This window comes from Citrobacter sp. wls714, assembly GCF_005281025.1.
Classification (GTDB): Bacteria; Pseudomonadota; Gammaproteobacteria; order Enterobacterales; family Enterobacteriaceae; genus Citrobacter; species Citrobacter werkmanii.
Genome location: NZ_SZWZ01000075.1, coordinates 173,258 through 198,710 on the forward strand (window position 1 = coordinate 173,258; position 25,453 = coordinate 198,710).

Here is a 25,453-nt window from a genome sequence, read left to right on the forward strand (position 1 = left end):
AAGATCGATAGCCAGGAATAATCTTAATATTTATTAACGTAAATAAGAAATCTCAACACTTTTTAAGAATAGCCTTTAAGGCTACAGGGATTATATCGCTTATTTAAGCTGGAGCAAATAAACAGAATCGCAATAAGTGGATTTTATGATTTTTCCAGAAAAAAGGCCGCTTGCGCGGCCTTATCTTTAGAGAGGTATCAATGATGATCGACTGAGTGGCTATGCTCAATATCTTCATTTTTGCGGCTAAAGCGGCGGCGTACCACCACAAAGAACACCGGAACAAAGAAGATAGCCAACACGGTTGCCGTCACCATCCCGCCCATTACGCCAGTACCAACGGCGTTCTGCGCGCCGGAACCTGCGCCGGAGCTGATTACCAGCGGCATTACGCCCAGAATAAATGCCAGTGACGTCATCAGGATCGGACGTAAACGCATGCGGACCGCGTCCAGCGTTGCCTCAATCAGTCCTTTGCCCTCTTTATCCATCAAGTCCTTGGCGAATTCGACGATAAGTATCGCGTTCTTCGCCGACAACCCAATGGTTGTGAGCAGGCCTACCTGGAAGTAAACGTCGTTAGTCAGGCCACGGAACGTTGCCGCCAGCAATGCGCCGATAACCCCCAACGGTACCACTAGCATTACTGAGAACGGAATAGACCAGCTCTCGTACAATGCCGCCAGGCACAGGAAGACGACGATCAGTGAAATGGCATACAGCGCAGGGGCCTGGTTGCCGGACAGTCGTTCCTGATAGGACATACCTGTCCAGTCATAACCGATACCGGATGGCAGTTTGCTGGCCAGTTGCTCCATCATTGCCATCGCTTCACCGGTACTTTTACCCGGTGCGGCCTGGCCTAAGATCTCCATGGAAGGCAGACCGTTATAGCGTTCCAGACGCGGTGAACCATATTCCCAACGTGAGGTAGAGAAGGCGGAGAATGGGACCATCTGTCCATCGCTGCCGCGGACGTACCAGTTGCCAATATCTTCCGGCAACATACGGTATTTCGCTTCAGACATGACGTAAACTTTCTTCACACGACCACGGTCGATGAAGTCATTCACGTAGCTTCCGCCCCATGCTGCACCCAGCGTTGTATTAATATCACTAATGGAAACACCCAGAGCCTGCGCTTTTTCCTGATCGATATCGATCTTGAACTGCGGCGTATCTTCCAGACCGTTAGGACGTACGCCGACTAACAGATCAGGATGTTTCGCAACTTCACCAAACAGCTGGTTACGTGCCTGGGTCAGTTTTTCATGGCCCAAACCTGCCTGGTCAATCAACTGGAAGTCAAAACCGGTGGCAGTACCTAACTCCACAATGGCTGGCAGGTTAAAGGCAAAGACCATTGCATCTTTAATCTGCGAGAATGCGCCCATCGCACGCTCGGTAATCGCCTCAACTTTATTCTCTTTACCTGGGCGTTCGCTCCAGTCTTTCAGCGAGACGAACGCGATACCGGTGTTCTGACCACGACCCGCAAAACCGAAGCCGTTAACGGCGAATACCGATTCAACGTTCGCTTTTTCTTTCGTCAGATAGTAATCCGTCATTTCGTCCAGCACCTTCTGGGTACGCTCTTGCGTTGCACCCGCTGGCAGCTGAGCCATGGACAGGAATACCCCCTGGTCTTCATCTGGCAGGAACGAACTTGGCAGACGAACGAACAGATAGGCCATGCCCACGACGATGATCAGATACAGCGCCAGATAACGACCGGTGCTGCGCAGAATACCGCCCACGCTGTCGGTGTAATGGTGCGTGCTCTTATCGAACATGCGGTTAAACCAGCCGAAGAAGCCTTTTTTACCTTCTCCGTGATCGCCTTTAGCAATCGGTTTGAGCATGGTCGCACACAGAGCAGGGGTCAGAATCAATGCCACCAGTACTGACAACGCCATCGCGGAAACAATGGTGATGGAGAACTGACGGTAAATTGCACCGGTAGACCCCCCGAAGAATGCCATCGGGATAAATACTGCTGACAGCACCATCGCGATACCCACCAGCGCGCCCTGAATCTGGCCCATTGATTTACGTGTCGCTTCCTTCGGCGGTAGTCCTTCTTCCGCCATAACACGCTCAACGTTCTCGACCACCACGATGGCGTCATCCACCAACAGGCCGATGGCGAGCACCATCCCGAACATCGTCAGGGTGTTTATCGAGAAGCCGAAAATCGCAAGGACGGCAAAAGTACCCAACAGCACTACCGGTACGGCGATAGTCGGAATCAACGTCGCGCGGAAGTTCTGCAGGAACAGATACATGACCAGGAACACGAGGATGATCGCTTCCGCCAGCGTTTTCACCACTTCGTGAATAGAGATTTTCACGAACGGTGTGGTGTCATATGGGTAAACGATCTTCAGACCTGACGGGAAGAACGGTTCCATCTTCTTCAGTTCGTCGCGGATAGCATTTGCCGTGTCCAGGGCGTTAGCGCCTGTCGCCAGCTTGATACCCAGACCGGATGCTGGTTTACCGTTGAACTTCGCAATGATGTCGTAGTTCTCGCCGCCCAGCTCTACTTTCGCCACGTCACGCAAACGAACCTGGGAACCATCCTGATTTACTTTCAGCAGAATTTTGCTGAACTCATCGGCGGAGGTCAGACGGGTCTGCGCGATGATCGACGCGTTAAGCTGCTGGCCTTTCACCGGCGGCGTACCACCTAACTGACCGGCTGCAACCTGGGCGTTTTGCGCTTTGATTGCGTTGATGACATCAACCGGTGTCAGCTGGAAATTGTTCAGTTTGTTTGGATCCATCCAGATACGCATTGCGTACTGCGAACCGAACAGCTGAACGTCGCCCACGCCTGAAGTACGGCTAATGGCATCCTTCATGTTGGCGCCAACGTAGTCGGAAATATCCTCCTGAGTCATGGTGCCATTGGTGTTGATAACACCGACGACCATCAGGAAGCTGCTGGATGACTTCTCAACGCTAACCCCTTGCTGCTGTACTTCCTGCGGCAGTAACGGCATAGCCAGCTGCAGTTTGTTCTGCACCTGTACCTGCGCAATGTCCGCATCAGTACCAGACTGGAAGGTTAGGGTGATCTGCACGGTACCCGTGGAGTCACTGTTTGAGGACATGTACATCAGGTTATCGATACCGTTCATATTCTGTTCGATAACCTGCGTAACAGTATCCTGTACTGTTTTGGCATCAGCGCCAGGGTAGGTCGCGGAGATCGTCACTGCTGGCGGTGCAATAGTCGGATATTGCGCTACCGGCAATTTGAGGATCGCGAGCCCCCCTGCCAACATGATGATAATGGCGATCACCCACGCAAATATTGGGCGATCGATAAAGAAATTAGGCATGTCTTAACGGCTCCTGTTTAAGTTAAGACTTGGACTGTTCAGGTTGGCTACCGCTTGCGGCTTGCTGGTTATTATCCGCGGTAATCTCCTGGGCTTTTACCTGCGCGCCAGGACGTACTTTTTGCAACCCAGTGACAATCACGCGGTCGCCCGGCTTAAGTCCATCAGTGACTAACCATTTATCGCCAATCGCTTGTGCGGCGACAATTTGACGCATTTCAACTTTGTTATCTGCACCGATAACCAAGGCACTGGCATCACCACGCGGTGTGCGGGTAACGCCTTGCTGCGGAACCAGTAATGCAGTTGGGTTAGTCCCTTCTTCCAGACGAGCACGGACGAACATTCCCGGCAGTAAGGTGTGATCCGGGTTAGGGAAGATTGCGCGTAACGTAATCGAACCGGTGGTTTGATCTACCGTAACATCGGAAAATTCCAGCGTACCGGCCTGCGGGAACTTAATGCCATCATTGGTCACCAGCTCGACTTTCGCTTTACCGTTCTCTTGCTTCAGCGTGCCGTTGGCCAACTCTTGTTTCAGGCGCAGGAAGTCGTTACTTGACTGCGTCACGTCCACATAGATAGGGTCCAACTGCTGAACGGTAGCCAGTGCGGTCGCCTGACCGTTTTGCACCAGAGCACCTTCCGTAACGGATGACTTACCAATGCGGCCGCTGATCGGCGACGTCACTTTGGTATAGGCCAGATTGATGCGTGCAGTTTCTACTGCGGCTTTCGCGGCGACGACGGCGGCGTTCGCCTGCTGTGCGTCTGCCAGCGCGCTATCGTAATCCTGTTGACTGATGTACTTAGTACCCAACAGTTTCTGATAACGTTTAACCGTCAGTTGAGCGATATTTGCTGCGGCTTGTGCTTTGGCCAGATCGCCTTTTGCGCTCTCATAAGCGGCCTGATAAGTCGCAGGATCAATCTGATAGAGAGATACACCCGCTTCGATGTCACCACCTTCCGTGAAATTACGTTTCAGGATGATGCCGCTAACCTGAGGACGAACTTCAGCAATGCGATACGCACTGGTGCGACCCGGGAGTTCGGTTGTTATCTGTAGAGGTTCAGTTTTGAGCGTAACAACTCCAACCTCTGGCATCTGCTGGCCCCCTTGTTGGGCCTGTTTGTCGTCACATCCTGTTAGCGCTAAGCTGCCTGAGAGCATCAGAACGACTGCCAGAGGCGTTAACCCTCTGTTTTTGTTCATATGTAAACCTCGAGTGTCCGATTTCAAATTGATCAATGGCTTAAAGCCCATAAACCCATTGCTGCGTTTATATTATCGTCGTGCTATGGTACATACATTCACAAATGTATGTAAATCTAACACCTGTAAATTCACTGACCTATGGCACGAAAAACCAAACAACAAGCACAGGAAACACGACAGCACATTCTCGATGTTGCTCTGCGTTTGTTTTCGCAACAAGGGGTATCATCCACCTCGCTTGCGGAGATCGCAAAAGCCGCTGGTGTCACGCGCGGCGCAATCTATTGGCATTTCAAAAACAAATCGGATTTATTCAGTGAAATTTGGGAGCTAGCAAAACCTAACATTGATGAGTTAGAGACTGAGTATCAAGCAAAATTCCCCGACGATCCACTATCAGTATTAAGAGAAATTTTAATTTACGTTCTTGAAGCTACCGTGACAGAAGAACGCAGACGTTTGTTGTTGGAAATTATATTCCACAAATGCGAATTTGTCGGGGAAATGGCCACTGTTCAGCTAGCTCAACGCAGTCTGTGTATTGAGAATTACGACCGTATCGAACAAACATTGCGGCACTGCATGAATGCCAACATGCTGCCGGAAAATCTGAACACGCGTCGCGTGGCGGTGCTGCTGCGTAGCTATGTTACCGGAATTATAGAGAACTGGTTATTTGCCCCTGAATCTTTTGATCTGAAAAAAGAAGCGCGTGAATACGTCGCAGTGCTGTTGGAGATGTGTCTTCTCTGCCCAAGCCTGCGGGTTAATGTGGCGAAATCCTGCTAACTTTTGAGGTCTTAACCAGGAATTATCCTGGTCGTTTTGCCTGCTGCTATTCTGCCGCTCACAGCCGTGATATTCTTGCCGCTTGACTATTTCCGGTCACTTTTCCGGTTCAGAAACGTTCATTCTCATGACTATGTTGCAGCTCTATAAACGTTCACAGCATCTTATTGCTATTACCTTTCTTTTCTTCATTCTATTGCTTTCTTGCCAGTCGTCAGCATTTGCACGGGCGCAACAGAGTGGGGATCTGCCGACGAAAGCGGATATTCAGAGCCAACTGGACGCGCTGAATAAACAAAAAGATCTCTCCGCGCAGGATAAGCTGGTTCAGCAGGATCTGACCGATACCATCGCCACGCTGGATAAAATCGATCGCGTGAAAGATGAGACCGTACAGCTTCGGCAGAAAGTTGCCGAGGCGCCGGAAAAAATGCGTCAGGCAATGGATGCGTTAAATTCGCTCAGCGATGTTGATAATGACGATGAAACGCGAAAAACGCTGAGTACGCTCTCCTTACGCCAGCTGGAGTCGCGCGTGGCGCAGGTATTGGATGACCTGCAAAGCGCGCAAAACGATTTGGCCGCTTATAATAGCCAACTGGTATCACTGCAGACTCAGCCAGAGCGCGTGCAAAATGCGATGTACACCGCGTCGCAGCAAATGCAGCAAATCCGCAATCGGCTTGATGGTAATAACGTGGGTGAGGCGGCGTTGCGCCCCAGCCAGCAGGTCCTGCTGCAGGCACAGCAGGCGCTCCTGAACGCGCAGATCGACCAACAACGTAAAAGCCTTGAAGGTAATACGATTTTGCAGGACACCTTGCAAAAACAACGCGATTACGTGACGGCAAACAGCAATCGTCTTGAACACCAGCTCCAGCTCCTGCAAGAAGCGGTAAACAGCAAACGACTGACGTTAACCGAAAAGACGGCGCAGGAAGCGGTATCGCCTGACGAAGCTGAGCGTATTCAGTCTAATCCGTTAGTGAAGCAGGAACTGGACGTCAACCATCAGCTTAGCCAGCGTCTGATCGCCGCGACCGAAAACGGCAATAACCTGATGCAGCAAAACATTAAGGTCAAAAACTGGCTCGATCGCGCGCTGCAATCCGAACGCAATATTAAAGAGCAGATCGCTGTCCTGAAAGGCAGTCTGCTGCTGTCACGTATTCTGTACCAGCAGCAACAAACGCTGCCGTCGGCAGATGAGCTTGCCGATATGACCAACCGGATCGCCGATTTGCGTCTGGAGCAGTTCGAGGTCAATCAGCAACGTGACGCCCTGTTCCAGAATGATGCGTTTGTCGCCAAACTGGAAGAAGGGCACAGCAGCGAAGTCAACGGTGAAGTTCATGATGCCCTGCTGCAGGTCGTGGATATGCGCCGGGAGCTATTGGATCAACTGAATAAGCAACTGGGTAACCAGTTGATGATGGCGATTAACCTGCAAATCAACCAGCAGCAGTTGATGAGCGTGTCGAAAAACCTGAAAGGGATCCTCACCCAGCAAATTTTTTGGGTTAACAGTAACCGCCCAATGGACTGGGACTGGATCAAAGCCTTCCCGCAAACGCTGAAAGACCAGTTTAAGTCGATGAAAATCACCGTGAACTGGGAAAAAGCCTGGCCAGCGGTATTTATTGCATTCCTCGCAGGGTTGCCGCTGCTGCTCATCGCTGGGTTAATCCGCTGGCGTTTGAAATGGCTGAAAGAATATCAGGCGAAATTAGCCGCTGCGGTAGGCAACCTGCGTAATGACAGTCAGCTCAATACGCCAAAAGCAATACTGATCGATCTCATCAGAGCGCTGCCGGCCTGTCTGATTATCCTCGCCGTGGGTCTGATTCTGCTTACCATGCAGCTGAATATCAGCGACCTGCTGTGGGCGTTCAGTAAAAAGATGACCGTCTTCTGGCTGGTGTTTGGTCTGTGCTGGAAGGTGCTGGAAAAAGATGGCGTGGCGATACGCCATTTTGGCATGCCTGCAAAGCAAACCAGCCACTGGCGTCGCCAGATTGTGCGTATTAGCCTGGCGTTGTTACCGCTTAACTTCTGGTCGGTTGTTGCTGAACTGTCACCGCTCAATCTGATGGACGATGTGCTTGGTCAGTCCGTCATTTTCCTCAACCTGTTGCTGATCGCCTTCCTGGTATGGCCAATGTGCCGTGAAAGCTGGCGTGACAAAGAGTCGCATGGTCTGCGTCTGGTCACCATTACCGTGCTGTCTATTATCCCTATCGCATTGATGGTGCTGACGGCGACAGGGTATTTCTATACCACGCTGCGCTTGTCGGGGCGCTGGATTGAAACGGTTTATCTGGTTATTGTCTGGAACTTGTTGTATCAGACGGTACTTCGCGGGTTGAGCGTAGCGGCGCGGCGCATCGCCTGGCGTCGTGCGTTAGCGCGTCGTCAGAACCTGGTGAAAGAAGGGGCGGAAGGCGCGGAACCGCAAGAAGAGCCGACCATTGCGCTGGAGCAGGTTAACCAGCAAACCTTGCGTATCACCATGCTGGTGATGGTTGCCTTGTTTGGTGTTCTGTTCTGGGCAATTTGGTCCGATTTGATCACCGTGTTCAGTTACCTCGACAGCATTACGCTCTGGCATTATAACGCTACAGAAGCGGGGGCCGCAGTGGTGAAAAGCGTCACCATGGGCAGCCTGCTGTTTGCGATTATTGCGTCAATGGTCGCATGGGCGCTGATCCGCAACTTACCCGGCCTGTTGGAAGTGCTGGTACTCTCGCGACTGAAAATGCGCCAGGGGGCGTCGTATGCGATTACCACCATTCTTAACTATGCGATCATCGCTATCGGTGCGATGACGGTCTTCGGTTCGCTCGGCGTCTCGTGGGATAAACTACAGTGGCTGGCCGCAGCTTTGTCGGTTGGTCTTGGTTTTGGTTTGCAGGAGATTTTCGGTAACTTTGTTTCCGGTCTGATTATTCTGTTTGAGCGCCCGGTACGTATCGGCGATACCGTGACCATCGGAACATTCTCGGGAACGGTCAGCAAGATCCGTATCCGTGCTACCACCATTACCGACTTTGATCGCAAAGAGGTGATCATCCCGAACAAAGCCTTTGTGACGGAGCGTTTGATCAACTGGTCGCTTTCCGATACCACTACGCGTCTGGTGATCCGCATTGGTGTGGCCTACGGTTCGGATCTGGAGAAAGTGAAGAAAGTGCTGCTGCAGGCGGCGATGGAACATCCGAAAGTGATGCACGATCCGGAGCCAGCGGTGTTCTTTACCGCCTTCGGTGCCAGCACGTTGGATCATGAGCTGCGTTTATACGTGCGTGAACTGCGCGATCGTAGCCATACGGTTGACGAACTTAACCGGGCGGTCGATCGTTTGTGCCGTGAAAATGACATTGATATCGCCTTTAACCAGCTCGAAGTGCACCTGCATAATGCGAAAGGGGACACTGTGACCGAGGTTAAGCGTGACATCATCAAGGGTGACGATCCGACGCCTTCGGTAGGTTAATAGAAAAAATCATCAGGCCTGCGAGCTTTGATTCATTCGTAGGCCTGATAAGTGCAACGCCATCAGGCATTTCAGCTATAGCGCTTTTTTAGAAGAAGAGAGCTGCTTCCTTTCGTAATCCCGTTTAATAATCTCTAGCGCCTTCAGCACGGTCTCAGGCGCAACCTGATTTTCCTCAAGTAAAACAATCAGGTCGACGGCCAGTTTGACCTCGTCCGGGGCGTTCTCTAATGACATAAATTCTCCGGGGATTAGCGGGTTAAACGCGCCAGCACATTTTCTATTCTTGCCAGTGCATGACGACAGCGCGCGAGTCGCGCTTCGAATGCTTCTACTTCACGATGCAGTTTTTGCTGTTCTTCAAAGCCAGTAGCCTGAGCCAGGCGCTCTTTGCGTTCACGCGTCATTTCAACCAGCCGGCGTTCAAACTCCTGGTGTTGAACCCGCTTGCGCTGCCAACGCGCCAGACCGGGAGAGGCGCAGTCCCACTCTCTGAGCGACCAGCTGGTGGTTTCGCGTGAAATCGCCTCTAACTGTGAGGCAAGATGTTCCGCAAGCCAGCTAATTTGTGGTAGTTGTTGCTGATCAACCGCGCGGCGTAGGGCATTAAGATTTTCTTCTGCTTCATCCAGACAAGCCTGCAGTAACGTACTGCGAGTGTGAAACAGATGCCTGTCAAAGCGGGCGCTCAGCGTTGTATGATGCGCCAACGGGGCACAACGCTGTCGCAGGCGGTTAAGCTGGTTTTCGAGCGTCTGTAGCAGCATGACGGTTTTCACGACAACACTCCGATGAAAATGAGAACTGTTATGCTAAAGTAGCGATTCTCTGTGTTAAGTACTTATATTATGCAACGCATTATTCTAATCATCATTGGCTGGCTAGCGGTAGTATTAGGAACGTTGGGCGTTGTATTGCCGCTATTGCCCACGACGCCGTTTATCCTGCTGGCTGCCTGGTGTTTTGCTCGCTCATCACCGCGTTTTCACGACTGGCTGTTGTATCGTTCGTGGTTCGGCGGGTATCTGCGCCATTGGCAAAAACACCGTGCGATGCCGCCGGGAGCAAAGCCGCGCGCTATTTTGTTGATCCTGGTGACGTTTGGTATTTCACTGTGGCTGGTCAATATGATGTGGGTACGCGGCCTGCTGCTGGTTATTCTCGCCTGTTTACTGATTTTTATGTGGCGGATCCCGGTGATTGATGAAAAACAACAAAAGCAGTAAAGCGCAATAATCGCTGTTGCAATTGTCTCTCACAGCCAGTAAATTCGACCGTTTTCGAGCACAGGCGCAGGTGGTCAAAGGTTAAGCAAATGTAACCCTGGCCCTTAATATAGACACAAAATCATTCAAGACACGTCGAGGATGAAGTGTATAGTGCGCCGTGAAGTAATACCGAATTAATCAGGCACAAACTTATGACCGCGACTGCACAGCAGCTTGAGTTTCTCAAAAATAGCATCAAAAGCATCCACGACTACCCGAAACCGGGCATTCTTTTTCGCGATGTCACCAGCTTACTGGAAGACCCGAAAGCCTACGCCCTCAGCATTGAATTGCTGGTTGAACGCTACAAAAATGCGGGTATCACTAAAGTGGTTGGCACCGAAGCGCGTGGCTTCCTGTTTGGCGCGCCGGTAGCATTGGGTCTGGGCGTCGGCTTTGTTCCGGTACGTAAACCCCGCAAGCTTCCGCGTGAAGTGATCGCCGAGAGCTATGAGCTGGAATACGGCACCGATCAGCTGGAAATCCACGTTGATGCCATCAAACCGGGCGATAAGGTACTGGTTGTGGACGACCTGCTGGCAACCGGCGGCACGATTGAAGCCACCGTGAAACTGATCCGCCGTCTGGGTGGCGAAGTGACCGATGCTGCTTTTATCATTAACCTGTTTGACCTGGGCGGCGAACAGCGCCTGGAAAAACAGGGGCTGACCTGTTATAGCCTGGTTCCGTTCCCGGGCCACTAATTTAGGGCTATCTTTTTTGCCATTTTGGCCCCGGTCAGTGCTCGAAATCCTCACGTACTGCGTGTACGCTCCGGTTTCTGTGCGCTGCCCGAAACCAAACTGACTGCAACGATAACGCCCGAATATAACGTGTCAACCTCGCCGTCGCTGCGAGGTTGTGTTAGCATTATCCTCCTGTGAATCCACCCTCCAGCCTTTCAGAGCCTGCCAATGAGTTATCAGGTCTTAGCCCGAAAATGGCGCCCCCAAACCTTTGCTGACGTCGTCGGCCAGGAACATGTGCTGACGGCACTGGCGAACGGCTTGTCGTTAGGGCGTATTCATCATGCTTATCTGTTTTCCGGCACCCGTGGCGTCGGGAAAACCTCTATCGCCCGTTTGCTGGCGAAGGGACTAAACTGTGAAACCGGCATCACCGCCACGCCGTGCGGCGTGTGCGATAACTGCCGTGAAATCGAGCAGGGGCGTTTTGTCGATCTGATTGAAATCGATGCCGCCTCACGCACCAAAGTCGAAGACACCCGCGATCTGCTGGATAACGTTCAGTACGCGCCCGCCCGCGGTCGCTTCAAGGTCTATTTGATCGACGAAGTGCACATGCTGTCGCGCCACAGCTTTAACGCCTTACTGAAAACACTCGAAGAGCCGCCTGCGCACGTTAAATTCCTGCTGGCGACTACCGATCCGCAGAAGCTGCCGGTGACTATCCTGTCGCGCTGTCTGCAATTCCATCTTAAAGCGTTGGATGTTGAACAAATTCGCCATCAGCTTGAGCATATCCTCAAAGAAGAGCATATCGCCCATGAGCCACGCGCGTTGCAACTGCTGGCCCGCGCCGCGGACGGCAGCCTGCGCGATGCGCTAAGTCTGACCGATCAGGCGATTGCCAGCGGCGATGGTCAGGTGTCGACCGACGCAGTGAGCACCATGCTCGGAACATTGGACGATGACCAGGCACTCTCGCTTGTTGAAGCGGTTGTCGCGGCTGACGGCGAACGCGTTATGACGTTGGTGAACGATGCCGCCGCACGGGGTATTGAATGGGAAGCGCTGCTGGTTGAGATGTCGGCTTTGCTGCATCGCATTGCTATGGTACAACTTTCGCCCGCTGCGCTCGGCAGCGATATGGCCGCCATTGAACAGCGTATGCGCGAACTGGCGCGAATCGTCCCGCCAACCGATATACAGCTTTACTATCAAACCCTATTAATTGGGCGCAAAGAACTGCCGTATGCACCAGACAGACGAATGGGTGTCGAAATGACGCTACTGCGTGCGCTGGCTTTTCATCCGCGCATGCCGCTGCCGGAGCCTGAAGTCCCACGCCAGTCGTTTGCCCCCGTCGCGCCCACTGCGGTGATGACCCCGACGCAGATATCACAGCAGCCTGCGCCAGCTCAGCAGCAACAGAATGTGCCGCTCTCTGATGCCACCAGCCAGGTGCTGGCGGCGCGCAGCCAACTGCAACGCGCTCAGGGAGCAACCAAACCAAAAAAGAGTGAACCGGCAGCCGCTTCCCGCGCGCGGCCGGTGAATAATGCTGCGCTGGAAAGACTGGCTTCGGTGTCGGAACGCGTTCAGGCGCGCCCTGCAGTTTCTGCGCTGGAAAAAGCGCCAGCGAAGAAGGAAGCGTATCGCTGGAAAACGACCAATCCCGTAGCCGAAGTCAAAGAAGTCGTTGCCACGCCGAAAGCGCTGAAAAAAGCGCTTGAGCATGAAAAAACGCCGGAACTGGCGGCAAAACTGGCGGCAGAAGCCATTGAGCGCGATCCCTGGGCTGCTCAGGTGAGCCAGCTTTCGCTGCCTAAACTGGTGGAGCAGGTGGCGCTTAATGCCTGGAAAGAAGAGAATGGCAACGTGGTTTGCCTGCACCTGCGTTCCACACAACGGCACCTTAATTTCAGCGGCGCGCAGCAAAAACTGGCCGAAGCATTGAGTACCTTAACGGGGTCAACGGTTGAATTGACCATCGTTGAAGATGATAATCCAGCGGTGCGCACGCCGCTGGAGTGGCGTCAGGCCATTTATGAAGAGAAACTCGCGCAGGCGCGTGAGTCGATTATTGCGGATAATAACATTCAGACGTTGCGTCGTTTTTTCGATGCAGACCTGGACGAAGAGAGTATTCGCCCCATTTGATCGTCAGCCTGATGGTTGGACGGTCGTCATCCCTTAACGTGATTGAGAGAGAAGCCTATGTTTGGTAAAGGCGGTCTGGGTAACCTGATGAAACAGGCCCAGCAGATGCAGGAAAAAATGCAGCAGATGCAGGAAGAAGTCGCCAAGCTGGAAGTGACCGGCGAATCTGGCGCGGGTCTGGTAAAAGTGACTATCAACGGCGCGCACAACTGCCGTCGCGTGGAGATCGATCCAAGCCTGCTGGAAGACGACAAAGAGATGCTGGAAGACCTGGTTGCTGCGGCATTCAACGACGCGGCGCGTCGCATTGAAGAGACGCAGAAAGAGAAGATGGCTTCTGTTTCTTCCGGAATGCAGCTGCCGCCTGGCTTTAAGATGCCGTTCTGATGCAAACCAGCCCGCTGTTAACTCAGCTTATGGAAGCACTGCGCTGTCTGCCGGGCGTTGGCCCGAAGTCTGCGCAGCGCATGGCGTTCACGCTACTTCAGCGCGATCGCAGCGGCGGGATGCGTCTGGCGCAGGCGTTAACGAAGGCGATGTCGGAAATCGGCCACTGTGCCGATTGCCGCACCTTCACAGAGCAGGACGTCTGTAACATCTGTTCGAACCCGCGTCGTCAGGAAAATGGTCAAATTTGCGTGGTGGAGAGTCCGGCTGACATCTATGCCATTGAGCAAACCGGCCAATTTTCTGGACGTTACTTCGTGCTGATGGGGCACCTGTCACCGCTGGACGGTATTGGCCCTGATGATATCGGGCTGGATCGCCTTGAACAGCGACTGGCGTCTGAGCAAATCAACGAACTGATCCTCGCGACCAATCCCACGGTCGAAGGAGAGGCGACCGCCAACTATATTGCTGAGCTTTGCATGCAGTATGGCGTTGAAGCCAGCCGTATCGCCCATGGCGTACCGGTCGGCGGCGAGCTGGAAATGGTCGACGGCACCACGCTGTCGCACTCTCTGGCTGGGCGTCACAAGATTAAATTCTGAACAAACGGAGGCCGCGACGGCGGCTTCCGCTTGAAATCTTTCCCACCTGTCCCCATTTCACCCTCAACGTGTTTTTACCATTGAAAATGGCATTGTTGAGGTAGATCTACATGAAAGGACAAGAAACTCGTGGTTTTCAGTCAGAAGTAAAACAGCTTCTGCACCTGATGATCCATTCTCTGTATTCCAATAAAGAAATCTTCCTGCGTGAGCTTATCTCTAACGCCTCAGATGCAGCAGACAAGCTGCGTTTCCGTGCACTGTCTAACCCGGATCTGTACGAGGGTGACGGTGAACTGCGCGTGCGTGTTTCCTTCGATAAAGATAAGCGTACGTTGACCATTGCTGATAACGGCGTGGGGATGAACCGTGATGACGTCATCGATCATCTGGGGACCATTGCGAAATCCGGTACCAAATCTTTCCTCGAATCCATGGGTTCCGATCAGGCGAAAGACAGCCAGTTGATCGGTCAGTTCGGGGTTGGCTTCTACTCGGCGTTTATCGTGGCTGATAAAGTGACCGTACGTACCCGCGCGGCGGGCGACAAGCCTGAGAACGGCGTGTTCTGGGAATCTGCGGGTGAAGGCGAGTACACCGTTGCCGATATCACCAAAGACGATCGCGGCACCGAAATCACTTTGCATCTGCGCGAAGGTGAAGACGAGTTCCTGGATGACTGGCGCGTACGTTCCATCATCAGCAAATATTCCGACCATATCGCGCTGCCGGTAGAGATCGAAAAATCCGAAGAGAAAGACGGCGAGACCGTGGTTTCCTGGGAAAAGATCAACAAGGCGCAGGCGCTGTGGACGCGTAACAAGTCGGAAATCAAAGACGACGAGTACAACGAATTCTACAAGCATATCGCCCACGACTTTACTGACCCGCTGACCTGGAGCCACAACCGTGTGGAAGGTAAGCAGGAGTACACCAGCCTGCTGTACATCCCGTCGCAGGCGCCGTGGGATATGTGGAACCGCGATCACAAGCATGGTCTGAAACTGTACGTTCAGCGTGTGTTCATCATGGACGACGCCGAGCAGTTTATGCCGAACTATCTGCGCTTTGTGCGCGGTCTGATAGATTCCAACGATCTGCCGCTGAACGTTTCCCGCGAGATCCTGCAGGACAGCACCGTCACCCGTAACCTGCGCAGCGCGCTGACCAAACGCGTGTTGCAGATGCTGGAAAAACTGGCGAAAGATGACGCCGAAAAATACCAGACCTTCTGGAAACAGTTCGGCCTGGTGCTGAAAGAAGGTCCGGCGGAAGACCACGCCAATCAGGAAACTATCGCTAAGCTGATGCGCTTCGCGTCTACGCACACAGACTCCTCCGCACAGACCGTGTCGCTGGAAGACTATATCTCCCGCATGAAAGAAGGGCAGGAGAAAATCTACTACATCACTGCGGACAGCTATGCGGCGGCGAAGAGCAGCCCGCACCTGGAACTGCTGCGTAAGAAAGGCATTGAAGTCCTGCTGCTTTCTGACCGCATCGATGAGTGGATGATGAACTACCTGACCGAGTTCGACGGCAAGCCGTTCCAGTCCGTTGCGAAAGCCGACGAGTCCATCGATAAACTGGCGGATGAAGTGGACGAGAGCGCGAAAGAAGCGGAAAAAGCGCTGACGCCGTTCGTTGAACGCGTGAAAACCTTGCTGGGCGATCGCGTCAAAGAAGTGCGTCTGACCCACCGTCTGACTGACACGCCGGCCATCGTCACCACCGATGCGGACGAAATGAGCACCCAGATGGCGAAACTGTTCGCTGCTGCAGGTCAGACCGTACCGGACGTGAAATATATCTTTGAACTTAACCCGGACCACGTGCTGGTAAAACGCACGGCGGATACCCAGGACGAAACGCAGTTTAAAGAGTGGGTTGAACTGCTGCTGGATCAGGCTCTCTTCGCCGAACGCGGCACGCTGGAAGATCCTAACCAGTTCATCCGTCGTATGAACCAGCTGCTGGTGTCCTGATCGCCATCATCTAATGCCGGATGGCGCTAACGCTTATCCGGCCTACGATTAAAAAGATATTGTAGGCCGGATGAGGTGTTTACACCGCCATCCGGCAATTTCACTCCTTATTTTCAATTTTCCCTCCATTAACCGTTTCAGCGTCGGGCGTCTTCCTTGAGCCAATTGCGTGATGGTGGTATCGTTTAGCGCTTTTTAAAAAATATCGACAACCTTTAAGGGGATTTTCGTAATGCGTATCATTCTGCTTGGCGCTCCGGGCGCGGGTAAAGGAACTCAGGCTCAGTTCATCATGGAGAAGTATGGTATTCCGCAAATCTCCACCGGTGATATGCTGCGTGCCGCCGTGAAATCTGGCTCCGAGCTGGGCAAACAAGCGAAAGACATCATGGACGCCGGTAAGCTGGTGACTGATGAGCTGGTGATCGCGCTGGTAAAAGAGCGTATTGCTCAGGAAGACTGCCGTAATGGTTTCCTGCTGGATGGCTTCCCGCGCACTATTCCGCAGGCTGACGCCATGAAAGAAGCAGGTATCAACGTGGACTACGTTCTGGAGTTTGACGTACCTGACGAGCTGATCGTTGACCGTATCGTGGGCCGTCGCGTACACGCTGCTTCTGGCCGCGTTTACCACATCAAATTCAACCCGCCTAAGGTTGAAGGTAAAGACGACGTGACTGGCGAAGAACTGACTACCCGTAAAGACGATCAGGAAGAGACCGTGCGTAAGCGCCTGGTGGAATACCATCAGATGACCGCGCCGCTGATCGGCTACTACTCTAAAGAAGCGCAGGCGGGTAACACCAAATACGCGAAAGTTGACGGCACTCAGGCCGTGGCTGACGTGCGCGCAGCGCTGGAAAAAATCCTCGGTTAAGTTTTAGCGCAGTCAATGCCGGATGGCGGTGTAAACACCTTATTCGGCCTATGATTTTTTTGTAGGCCAGATAAGCGCAGCGCCATCAGGCAAATTCATGTCTTACCTCTCGCAGCAATTAGTTCTTCTTCATCACTTTTCCGCTACAATTATCAACAATTTGAATCGATAAGAGGCGGTAATGCGTCAGACGAAAACCGGTATCCTGCTGGCAAACCTCGGCACCCCCGATGCCCCCACTCCTGAAGCTGTTAAACGCTACCTGCGCCAGTTTTTAAGCGATCAACGTGTAGTCGATACTTCCCGCCTGCTGTGGTGGCCGTTGCTGCGTGGGGTGATCCTGCCGCTGCGTGCGCCACGCGTGGCAAAGCTGTACCAGTCAATCTGGATGGAAGACGGTTCGCCGCTGATGGTCTACAGCAAGGCACAACAGCAGGCGCTGGCACAACGCCTGCCCAATACGCCTGTTGCGTTGGGCATGAGCTACGGCTCGCCTTCGCTTGAGTGCGCAGTCGACGAACTGTTGGCAAGTGGCGTTGAACACATTGTCGTGTTACCGCTGTACCCGCAATATTCCTGTTCGACGGTGGCTGCGGTGTGGGATGAGCTCGCGCGTATCCTGGCGCGTAAACGCAGTATTCCCGGCGTCTCTTTTATTCGTGATTACGCCGATGACAGTGCCTATATTGACGCGCTGGCAAAAAGTGCCCGTGACTCCTTCGCCAAACACGGCGAACCCGATTTACTGCTGCTCTCCTACCATGGGATTCCACAACGTTACGCCGACGAAGGCGATGACTACCCTCAGCGCTGTCGCGATACGACACGTGAGCTGGTCTCTGCGCTTGGCCTGCCGCCGGAAAAAGTGATGATGACCTTCCAGTCGCGTTTTGGTCGCGAACCGTGGCTGACGCCGTATACCGACGAAACGTTAAAAATGCTGGCGGAGAAAGGGACCCGACATATCCAGGTTATGTGTCCGGGCTTTGCGGCAGATTGCCTTGAAACGCTGGAAGAGATCGCGGTGCAAAACCGGGAGATTTTCCTCGAGGCTGGCGGCCAGCAATATGAGTATATTCCGGCGCTGAATGCCGCACCGGAACATATTGAAATGATGGTCAAACTGACCGCTGCCTATCGTTAAAGTTGTGCTTTGAAGTAACGCGCGCCCTCCCGCAACGCATCGTCGGCGGTTTTCATCATCCGCGAGTAGTGCAGGAAGGCGTGCAGCGCGCCGGGGTACATTTTGTACTGGCAGGGCTGCTGATGCGTCTGTAACGTCTGAAATAATAAGCGGCTGTCGTCAATCAACGGATCGAACTCCGCGCCGGCGATAAAACATGGCGGCACGTCGCGCGTCAGGTCGTTATTGAATAAGCAATAATACGGCGACTCGCGATCGTCGGCGCTACGCAGGTACGCGTTTTCGTACATCTGCAGATCCTCCCGCGATAAACCATCCCATGCTCCGCCCATCAGCCGTCGGCTGGGCGAATCCTGCAGGCCGTAAAGTCCATACCACAGCAGTACGCCTGCGACTTTGCCGCAGGCAATCTGTTTGTCCCGCAGCCACAACGCGCTGGCAAGCGCCAGCATCGCGCCAGCGGAATCACCGGCAAAACCAATATGATCCACATTCAGAGAATAGTCGCCCGCGTGCTGGTGATAATACTGACAGACGGCGACAATCTCCTCGATGGCTTGCGGGAAACGAGCCTCCGGCGAGAGCGAATAGTCGATGCCAATTACCGTGCACTGCGTGTAAAGCGCCAGTAAGCGCATAATGCGATCGTGAGTATCCAGATTACCAAGAATGAAACCGCCGCCGTGCAGATAATACATCGTGGCCTGGCTATGGGGTTGCGGAGAATAAATTCGCGTGGCAACGGGGCCGCGCGCGGTAGAAATGACGCATTCCCGGGTGTTCATCTGCGGGGCATCGGCATTCCACAATTGTCGTTCGTGGATATAGTGTTGGCGTTGGGCCACGATGTCATCGGCGGCGGGCGAAAATTCACCACGGTTTTCATTTCGTCTGAAATTCTGTCGAGTACGGGGATCTTATTTTCCGGCTTCATAAACGCTCCTTGTGAAGGTGATTTATTGTAGAAATTACCCCCGTATAAACTGCGATCCCACCGTCCGATATTGAAACTCAGCGCCGCATCGCATGCAAAGCAGGGAATGTGCTACCATGCACCGCTCAGCTAATCACCCGTAAAATCGACCATGAAATTTCCCGGTAAACGTAAATCCAAACACTATTTTCCTGTCAGCGCGCGCGATCCATTGCTGCAACAGATTCAGCCTGAAAATGAAACCAGCGCAGCCTGGGTGGTGGGTATCGACCAGACGCTGGTAGATATTGAAGCCAAAGTTGATGATGACTTTGTAAAACGTTATGGATTAAGCGCCGGGCACTCTCTGGTGATTGCAGACGATGTTGCCGAAGCGCTCTACCAGGAGCTGGTACGTGACAATTTGATCACCCATCAGTTTGCCGGTGGGACTATCGGTAACACGATGCACAACTACTCCGTGCTGGCGGATGACCGCTCGGTACTGTTGGGTGTGATGTGCAGCAATATCGAGATTGGTAGCTACGCGTACCGTTATTTATGTAATACCTCCAGCCGTACCGATCTGAACTACCTGCAGGGCGTTAATGGACCGATTGGTCGCTGCTTTACGCTGATTGGCGAATCCGGTGAGCGCACGTTCGCTATCAGCCCCGGACATATGAATAAGCTGCGGGCGGATAGCATCCCTGAGGCGGTTATTGCCGGGGCCTCCGCGCTGGTGCTGACCTCCTATCTGGTGCGTTGCGAACCGGGCGAGCCGATGCCGGAAGCGACCATGAAGGCGATTGAATATGCCAAAAAACACAATGTGCCGGTGGTTCTGACGCTGGGTACCAAATTTGTTATTGCCGATAACCCGCAGTGGTGGCAGGCATTCCTGAAAGAGCATGTCTCCATTCTGGCGATGAATGAAGAAGAGGCCGAAGCGCTGACCGGCGAGAGCGATCCGCTGCTGGCGTCCGACAAAGCGCTGGATTGGGTGGATCTGGTGCTGTGCACTGCGGGTCCGGCGGGTCTGTATATGGCGGGCTTTACGGAAGAAGAAGCCAAACGTAAAACTCAACATCCGCTGCTGCCGGGGGCTATTGCCGAATTCAACCAGTACGAATTCAGCCGCGCCATGCGCCATAAAGACTGTACTAATCCGCTACGCGTGTATTCGCACATCGCACCGTATATGGGCGGGCCTGAAAAGATCATGAACACCAACGGCGCTGGCGACGGTGCGCTGGCGGCATTGCTGCATGATATTACCGCCAACAGCTACCACCGCAGCAACGTGCCTAACTCCAGCAAGCACAAGTTCACCTGGCTGACCTATTCATCGTTAGCCCAGGTGTGTAAATATGCTAATCGCGTGAGTTATCAGGTGCTGAATCAACATTCACCACGCCTGACGCGCGGTTTGCCAGAACGTGAAGATAGTCTCGAAGAGTCGTACTGGGACCGCTGAGTTCTTGCCCGATGGTGCTGCGCTTATCGGGCCTACTCTGGTGTGGGAATACGTAGGTCGGATGGCGTAGCGCCATCCGGCACGTAATATTAACTGGCAGTAGCAACGTCACCGGCAGGTGGCGTTTCAATCAGCTCCAGCATAGTGCGGGCGATTTCACGCTCGCCCATGACGACCTGATTGGCACCGCGGTCGGTAATATATTCCACTTCATCGTCATAATGCGCGCGGGCGATAATCTCAATCGACGGGCACTTTTCGCGAGCGGAAGCGACGATTTCACCGGCTTCATAGCCATTTGGAATCGTCAGTAGCAGCCAGCGTGCGCAATCCAGATGCGCCAGATTCATAATCTCTTCGTTGGCGGCATTTCCCAGCACCGCGCGGATCCCGCGCTCACGCAGTTCATCCACCCGCGTACGTGAGGTTTCGATAACCACCAGCGGAATCCCGGCAGCCATCAATTTTTCACCCAGCAGACTGCCGACGCGGCCAAAGCCTACCAGCAGGGCGTGATTGCAGATATCCACCGGAATTTGTTTCTCTTCTTCGATGGCTTCTTCCAGCGTCTGTTCTTCCAGCGTTTCGGTTTTCGCGAGATATTTTTCTAACACCGCGAACAGTACCGGATTGAGCATAATGGACAGAATAGCCCCCGCCAGCACCAGATTTTGCCCGGCCTGCGGTAGCAGGTTTAGCGCCATTCCCAGACCCGCCAGGATGAAGGCAAACTCACCAATCTGCGCCAGGCTGGTGGCAATGGTGAGCGCTGTACGTTGGGAGTGACCAAACAGGCGCACGAGGAAATAGGCGGCAACGGATTTACCAAAGACGATAATCGCCAGCGTACCCAGTACCGCCAGCGGCTGCTGGATCAAAATTAACGGATCAAACAGCATACCAACAGATACAAAGAACAATACGGCGAACGCATCGCGCAGCGGCAGGGTGTCATGCGCCGCACGGTGGCTCAGTTCGGATTCATTCAGCACCATGCCAGCAAAGAACGCGCCCAGAGCAAAGGAGACATCGAATAATTCCACTGCGCCAAACGCGATACCTAATGCCAGGGCAAGGACTGACAGAGTAAACAGCTCTCGTGAACCGGTGGCGGCGCTACGCGCCATGATCCACGGCACCAGGCGACGGCCAACCAGCATCATAATGGCGATAAACGCCACCACTTTACCGATGGTAATGCCCATATCGACGGCCAGCGAGGCAAAGCCGACATCTTCTTTTTCCAGCATTCCGGCGACGGCGGGCAGGAGAACCAGCGTCAGCACCATCATCAGATCTTCAACAATCAGCCAGCCTATAGCGATTTGCCCGCGCTGGCTGTCAATAAGCTGCCGTTCTTCAAGCGCACGCAGTAGCACTACGGTACTGGCGGTTGAAAGACACAGTCCAAAGACGATACCCACCATTAGCGACCAGCCCATCACCGCTGAAAGCGCCATACCCAGTAGCGTCGCCACAGCTATCTGGGCAATCGCGCCGGGAATGGCGATGGACTTTACCGCCATCAAATCCTTCAAGGAAAAGTGCAGCCCCACGCCGAACATCAGCAGGATTACGCCAAGCTCCGCCAGTTCAGGCGCGAGTTTGGTATCAGCAACAAAACCAGGTGTAAATGGACCGGCCAGAACGCCCGCTAACAGATATCCCACCAGAGGAGAAATACGTAGTTTATTGGCAATCATGCCTAATATAAAAGCGAGCACAAGGCCGCCGACAATGGTGGTGATAAGCGGGGTGGCGTGATGCATTCCGTCTCCTTTGGTTGCTGTGATGATCCTGAAAACCTAAATTCCGAGTAATAGTTTATGACAATTTTAATGTTTATGTTTATGAATAATTATTGAATTTTGATGAAAACGGGATTTTAGGCGTAAAAAAGCACGGATCGGAAAACTACAGGGGTATGCGGGGAGTAAAGGCTGATGGTCTCTGTAACTGAAGACGGCCAAAGTTTACTTTTGGCCGTCAGAAAATCAGGCTTTATGTCGGTTATCAGGTAAGAATATAGTGAGTATCCCCAGAAGTGGCAGGAAAGCACATATTTTATAGACCAAATCAATACTGGTATGGTCAGCAATCAGCCCTAATACCGCGGCTCCCAAGCCGCCCATGCCAAAGGCAAACCCGAAAAATAGCCCAGAAACCATGCCGATACGACCCGGAAGCAGCTCCTGTGCATAGACCAGAATGGCAGAAAAGGCAGATGCGAGGATAAAACCAATGATCACGGTTAAAATCCCGGTCCATTCCAGCGTTGCATAGGGTAAAACAAGGGTAAATGGCGCTACACCGAGGATAGAGCCCCAAATAACATATTTTCTGCCAATCTTATCACCTAACGGTCCACCAATTACGGTCCCGGCCGCAACGGCAAACAGGAAGGCAAACAGGTGAAACTGGGCGTTTTGTACCGATAATCCGAATTTTTGCATCAGATAAAAGGTGTAATAGCTGCTGATACTCGCCATATAGAAGTATTTGGAGAAAATCAGCACCAGCAGAATGCTAACCGCCAGTACCACTTTATTACGCGGTAATGGATTAACGATCGTGACTTTCGGTTTTCCTTTGCTCATCCGATGCTGCGCGGCATACCAACGACTGATTTGTGCCAGAACCACAATCGCTAATAACGCGGCCAGAACAAACCAGGCCACATTACCTTTACCATATGGCGCGATGATGACAGCCGCCAGCAAGGGCCCGAGAGAGCTGCCGAAGTTGCCGCCAACCTGGAAAATTGACTGGGCGAGGCCATGACGACCGCCGGAAGCCATACGCGCCACGCGGGATGACTCTGGGTGAAACACCGATGAGCCCGTACCGACCAGCGCCGCCGCGAGTAATACCATATGGAAACTGCCTGCCATGGCCAGCAGCACTAGCCCGCTTAGCGTGAAGCACATACCAATGGGCAGCGACCACGGCATCGGATATTTGTCCGTCCAGTAGCCGACAACCGGCTGAAGCAGCGAGGAGGCGAGCTGGAAGGTTAGCGTAATCATCCCGATCTGCATAAACGTCAGCGAGAACTCTGACTGCAATAGCGGATAAATCGCCAGGATCAGCGACTGGATCATATCGTTTAGCAGATGAGAGAGACTGATCGCCCCTAAAATGCCAAATGAGGTGCGCGCTTTAGCAACCGACGCTGACGCGCCAGCCACTGGCGGGGTTGGTTCACTTATTGCCATAGAAAGTCACTTCTGTTTGGGTTGCGATTATGAGGGTAGTCTATTTTGTTATTATTACCTGACTAACATACCTGCGGAAGGTGTTTGAAGGAAGTCTCATTTCTGAAAACATTTTCGACTATTATTTCATATCATTGTAATTTCAGTCGTTGATTTTGGCTCAGGGAGAGAAATATGAAGTTTTTAAAACGGGGCGTGGCGCTGGCGTTATTCGCCGCATTTGCGCTGGCAGCTCAGCCTGCGCAGGCGTACGAAAAAGATAAAACCTACAAAATTACCATTCTGCATACCAACGATCATCACGGTCACTTCTGGCGCAGCGAATATGGGGAATATGGGCTGGCGGCGCAAAAAACGCTGGTGGATGGTATTCGTAAAGAGGTGGCGGAAGAAGGGGGAAGCGTACTGCTGCTTTCCGGCGGCGATATTAACACCGGCGTCCCAGAATCCGATCTTCAGGATGCGGAACCTGATTTTCGCGGCATGAACCTGATTGGCTATGACGCGATGGCGGTTGGCAATCACGAATTTGATAACCCGCTAACCGTGCTGCGCCAGCAGGAAAAATGGTCCAAATTCCCGTTTCTCTCAGCCAATATCTACCAGAAAAGCACGGGCGAACGTTTATTCAAGCCGTGGGCCATCTTTAAGCGTCAGGATTTAAAAATTGCCGTACTTGGTTTAACCACTGACGATACGGCGAAAATTGGTAATCCGGAGTTCTTTACCGATATCGAATTCCGTAAACCTGCCGATGAAGCCAAACTGGTCATCCAGGAACTGAATATGGGTGAAAAGCCAGACATCATTATTGCGACCACCCATATGGGTCATTATGACAACGGCAATCACGGCTCGAACGCGCCTGGCGACGTAGAAATGGCGCGTAGCCTGCCGGCGGGTTCGCTGGCGATGATTGTGGGTGGTCACTCACAGGATCCGGTGTGTATGGCCTCGGAAAACAAGAAGCAGGTTGATTACGTACCGGGTACGCCGTGCGCGCCAGATAAGCAAAATGGCATCTGGATTGTGCAAGCGCATGAGTGGGGGAAATACGTGGGCCGGGCGGACTTTGAGTTCCGTAACGGCGAAATGAAAATGGTTAACTACCAGCTTATCCCCGTCAACCTGAAGAAAAAAGTGACCTGGGACAACGGGAAAAGTGAGCGCGTACTCTACACCCCGGAAATTGCTGAGAATCAGCAAATGCTCTCGCTGCTGACGCCATTCCAGAATAAAGGTAAAGCGCAACTGGACGTGAAGATTGGCAGCGTCAATGCGCGCCTCGAAGGTGACCGTAGCAAAGTTCGTTTTGTACAGACCAATATGGGGCACCTGCTGTTGGCTGCGCAAATGGCGCGGACCAGCGCTGACTTTGGCGTGATGAGCGGTGGCGGTATTCGTGATTCCATTGAAGGCGGCGATATTACCTATAAGAGCGTGCTGAAGGTGCAGCCGTTCGGCAATATTGTGGTGTATGCCGACATGAGCGGGAAAGAGGTGATTGACTATCTGACCGCCGTGGCGCAAATGAAGCCGGACTCCGGGGCCTATCCGCAGTTTGCCAACGTCAGCTTTGTGGCGAAAGACGGTAAACTTAACGATCTGAAAATCAAAGGCGAACCGGTTGACCCGTCTAAAACCTATCGTATGGCAACGCTGAGTTTCAATGCCACCGGCGGCGATGGCTATCCGCGAATTGATAACAAGCCAGGTTATGTGAATACCGGGTTTATCGATGCGGAAGTGCTGAAAGAGTACGTGCAGAAAAACTCACCGTTGGATGCCAGTGCGTATGAGCCGAAGGGCGAGGTGAGCTGGCAGTAACAGGGCGAAGTGCCGGATGGCGGTGCTGGCACCCTATCCGGCCTGCTGACTGTAAGAGTCTTCG

18 protein-coding genes, 1 pseudogene and 1 other annotated feature are annotated in these 25,453 nt (G+C 53.0%); of the genes and pseudogenes, 12 read left to right on the plus strand and 7 right to left on the minus strand.

Annotation, left to right across the window (positions count from 1 at the left end; translation table 11 throughout):
- Positions 1–197: 197 nt before the first annotated feature.
- Positions 198–3,347 carry an efflux RND transporter permease AcrB gene (gene acrB, locus FDX11_RS16665; RefSeq protein ID WP_038638345.1) on the minus strand — a complete coding sequence of 1,050 codons (3,150 nt, stop codon included), beginning with the start codon at positions 3,345–3,347 and terminating at the stop codon, positions 198–200.
- Between the two features lie 22 nt (positions 3,348–3,369).
- On the minus strand, positions 3,370–4,563 hold the full coding sequence (acrA, locus tag FDX11_RS16670; protein ID WP_038638348.1) for a multidrug efflux RND transporter periplasmic adaptor subunit AcrA: 1,194 nt from the start codon (positions 4,561–4,563) through the stop codon (positions 3,370–3,372).
- Positions 4,564–4,704: 141 nt separating this feature from the next.
- On the opposite strand from acrA, the gene acrR reads away from it, so the two are divergent.
- Positions 4,705–5,355, plus strand: coding sequence for a multidrug efflux transporter transcriptional repressor AcrR (acrR, locus tag FDX11_RS16675; RefSeq protein WP_042310049.1), 651 nt, complete (start codon positions 4,705–4,707; stop codon positions 5,353–5,355).
- Between the two features lie 127 nt (positions 5,356–5,482).
- Positions 5,483–8,848: a mechanosensitive channel MscK gene (gene mscK / locus FDX11_RS16680; protein WP_042310047.1), complete on the plus strand. Its 3,366-nt coding sequence runs from the start codon at positions 5,483–5,485 to the stop codon at positions 8,846–8,848.
- A gap of 75 nt (positions 8,849–8,923) precedes the next feature.
- Here the strand turns inward: mscK and rsmS are convergent, their stop codons facing one another.
- Both rsmS and priC read right to left on the minus strand, forming a co-directional pair.
- Complete coding sequence (gene rsmS / locus FDX11_RS16685; protein WP_064507026.1) at positions 8,924–9,085, minus strand: pleiotropic regulatory protein RsmS; 162 nt, start codon at positions 9,083–9,085, stop codon at positions 8,924–8,926.
- 14 nt (positions 9,086–9,099) lie between these two features.
- Complete coding sequence (priC, locus tag FDX11_RS16690; protein ID WP_170975615.1) at positions 9,100–9,627, minus strand: primosomal replication protein N''; 528 nt, start codon at positions 9,625–9,627, stop codon at positions 9,100–9,102.
- 69 nt (positions 9,628–9,696) lie between these two features.
- Here priC and FDX11_RS16695 point away from each other — a divergent pair, with 69 nt between their 5' ends.
- The 8 genes from FDX11_RS16695 (at position 9,697) to hemH (ending at position 17,957) form a co-directional block, all read left to right on the plus strand.
- Complete coding sequence (locus tag FDX11_RS16695) at positions 9,697–10,074, plus strand: DUF454 family protein (protein ID WP_042310044.1); 378 nt, start codon at positions 9,697–9,699, stop codon at positions 10,072–10,074.
- Positions 10,075–10,268: 194 nt separating this feature from the next.
- Positions 10,269–10,820 (plus strand): adenine phosphoribosyltransferase, encoded by a 552-nt coding sequence (apt, locus tag FDX11_RS16700; protein WP_006685676.1) that lies wholly within the window; start codon positions 10,269–10,271, stop codon positions 10,818–10,820.
- A gap of 210 nt (positions 10,821–11,030) precedes the next feature.
- Positions 11,031–12,959 (plus strand): DNA polymerase III subunit gamma/tau, encoded by a 1,929-nt coding sequence (gene dnaX, locus FDX11_RS16705; protein WP_137398255.1) that lies wholly within the window; start codon positions 11,031–11,033, stop codon positions 12,957–12,959.
- Positions 12,292–12,356 (plus strand) — a sequence feature (DnaX frameshifting element). Its footprint overlaps the gene before it by 65 nt.
- A gap of 57 nt (positions 12,960–13,016) precedes the next feature.
- A complete protein-coding gene (locus tag FDX11_RS16710) occupies positions 13,017–13,346 on the plus strand; it encodes a YbaB/EbfC family nucleoid-associated protein (RefSeq protein WP_003021764.1) in 330 nt (109 codons plus the stop codon).
- On the plus strand, positions 13,346–13,951 hold the full coding sequence (gene recR, locus FDX11_RS16715; RefSeq protein ID WP_003021767.1) for a recombination mediator RecR: 606 nt from the start codon (positions 13,346–13,348) through the stop codon (positions 13,949–13,951). The genes FDX11_RS16710 and recR overlap by 1 nt, the downstream gene beginning before the upstream one ends.
- A gap of 110 nt (positions 13,952–14,061) precedes the next feature.
- Complete coding sequence (htpG, locus tag FDX11_RS16720) at positions 14,062–15,936, plus strand: molecular chaperone HtpG (protein WP_042310038.1); 1,875 nt, start codon at positions 14,062–14,064, stop codon at positions 15,934–15,936.
- A gap of 232 nt (positions 15,937–16,168) precedes the next feature.
- Positions 16,169–16,813, plus strand: a complete 645-nt coding sequence (adk, locus tag FDX11_RS16725; RefSeq protein WP_003021773.1) for an adenylate kinase — start codon at positions 16,169–16,171, stop codon at positions 16,811–16,813.
- Positions 16,814–16,994: 181 nt separating this feature from the next.
- Positions 16,995–17,957 carry a ferrochelatase gene (gene hemH / locus FDX11_RS16735; protein WP_042310037.1) on the plus strand — a complete coding sequence of 321 codons (963 nt, stop codon included), beginning with the start codon at positions 16,995–16,997 and terminating at the stop codon, positions 17,955–17,957.
- Here the strand turns inward: hemH and aes are convergent.
- A pseudogene (gene aes / locus FDX11_RS16740) lies at positions 17,954–18,891 on the minus strand (acetyl esterase). The gene hemH and the pseudogene aes sit on opposite strands and share 4 nt — an antisense overlap.
- A gap of 151 nt (positions 18,892–19,042) precedes the next feature.
- Between aes and gsk the strand changes: the two are divergent.
- Positions 19,043–20,347 carry an inosine/guanosine kinase gene (gene gsk / locus FDX11_RS16745; RefSeq protein WP_079225179.1) on the plus strand — a complete coding sequence of 435 codons (1,305 nt, stop codon included), beginning with the start codon at positions 19,043–19,045 and terminating at the stop codon, positions 20,345–20,347.
- An 89-nt stretch (positions 20,348–20,436) separates the two neighbouring features.
- On the opposite strand, the gene ybaL is transcribed toward gsk, so the two are convergent.
- The gene (ybaL, locus tag FDX11_RS16750) at positions 20,437–22,116 is read right to left on the minus strand and encodes a YbaL family putative K(+) efflux transporter (protein WP_042310032.1); all 1,680 of its coding nucleotides are present in this window, start codon (positions 22,114–22,116) and stop codon (positions 20,437–20,439) included.
- Positions 22,117–22,341: 225 nt separating this feature from the next.
- Complete coding sequence (gene fsr / locus FDX11_RS16755; protein WP_042310030.1) at positions 22,342–23,562, minus strand: fosmidomycin MFS transporter; 1,221 nt, start codon at positions 23,560–23,562, stop codon at positions 22,342–22,344.
- A 174-nt stretch (positions 23,563–23,736) separates the two neighbouring features.
- Here fsr and ushA point away from each other — a divergent pair, with 174 nt between their 5' ends.
- Complete coding sequence (gene ushA, locus FDX11_RS16760) at positions 23,737–25,389, plus strand: bifunctional UDP-sugar hydrolase/5'-nucleotidase UshA (RefSeq protein ID WP_042310029.1); 1,653 nt, start codon at positions 23,737–23,739, stop codon at positions 25,387–25,389.
- Positions 25,390–25,453: the final 64 nt, after the last annotated feature.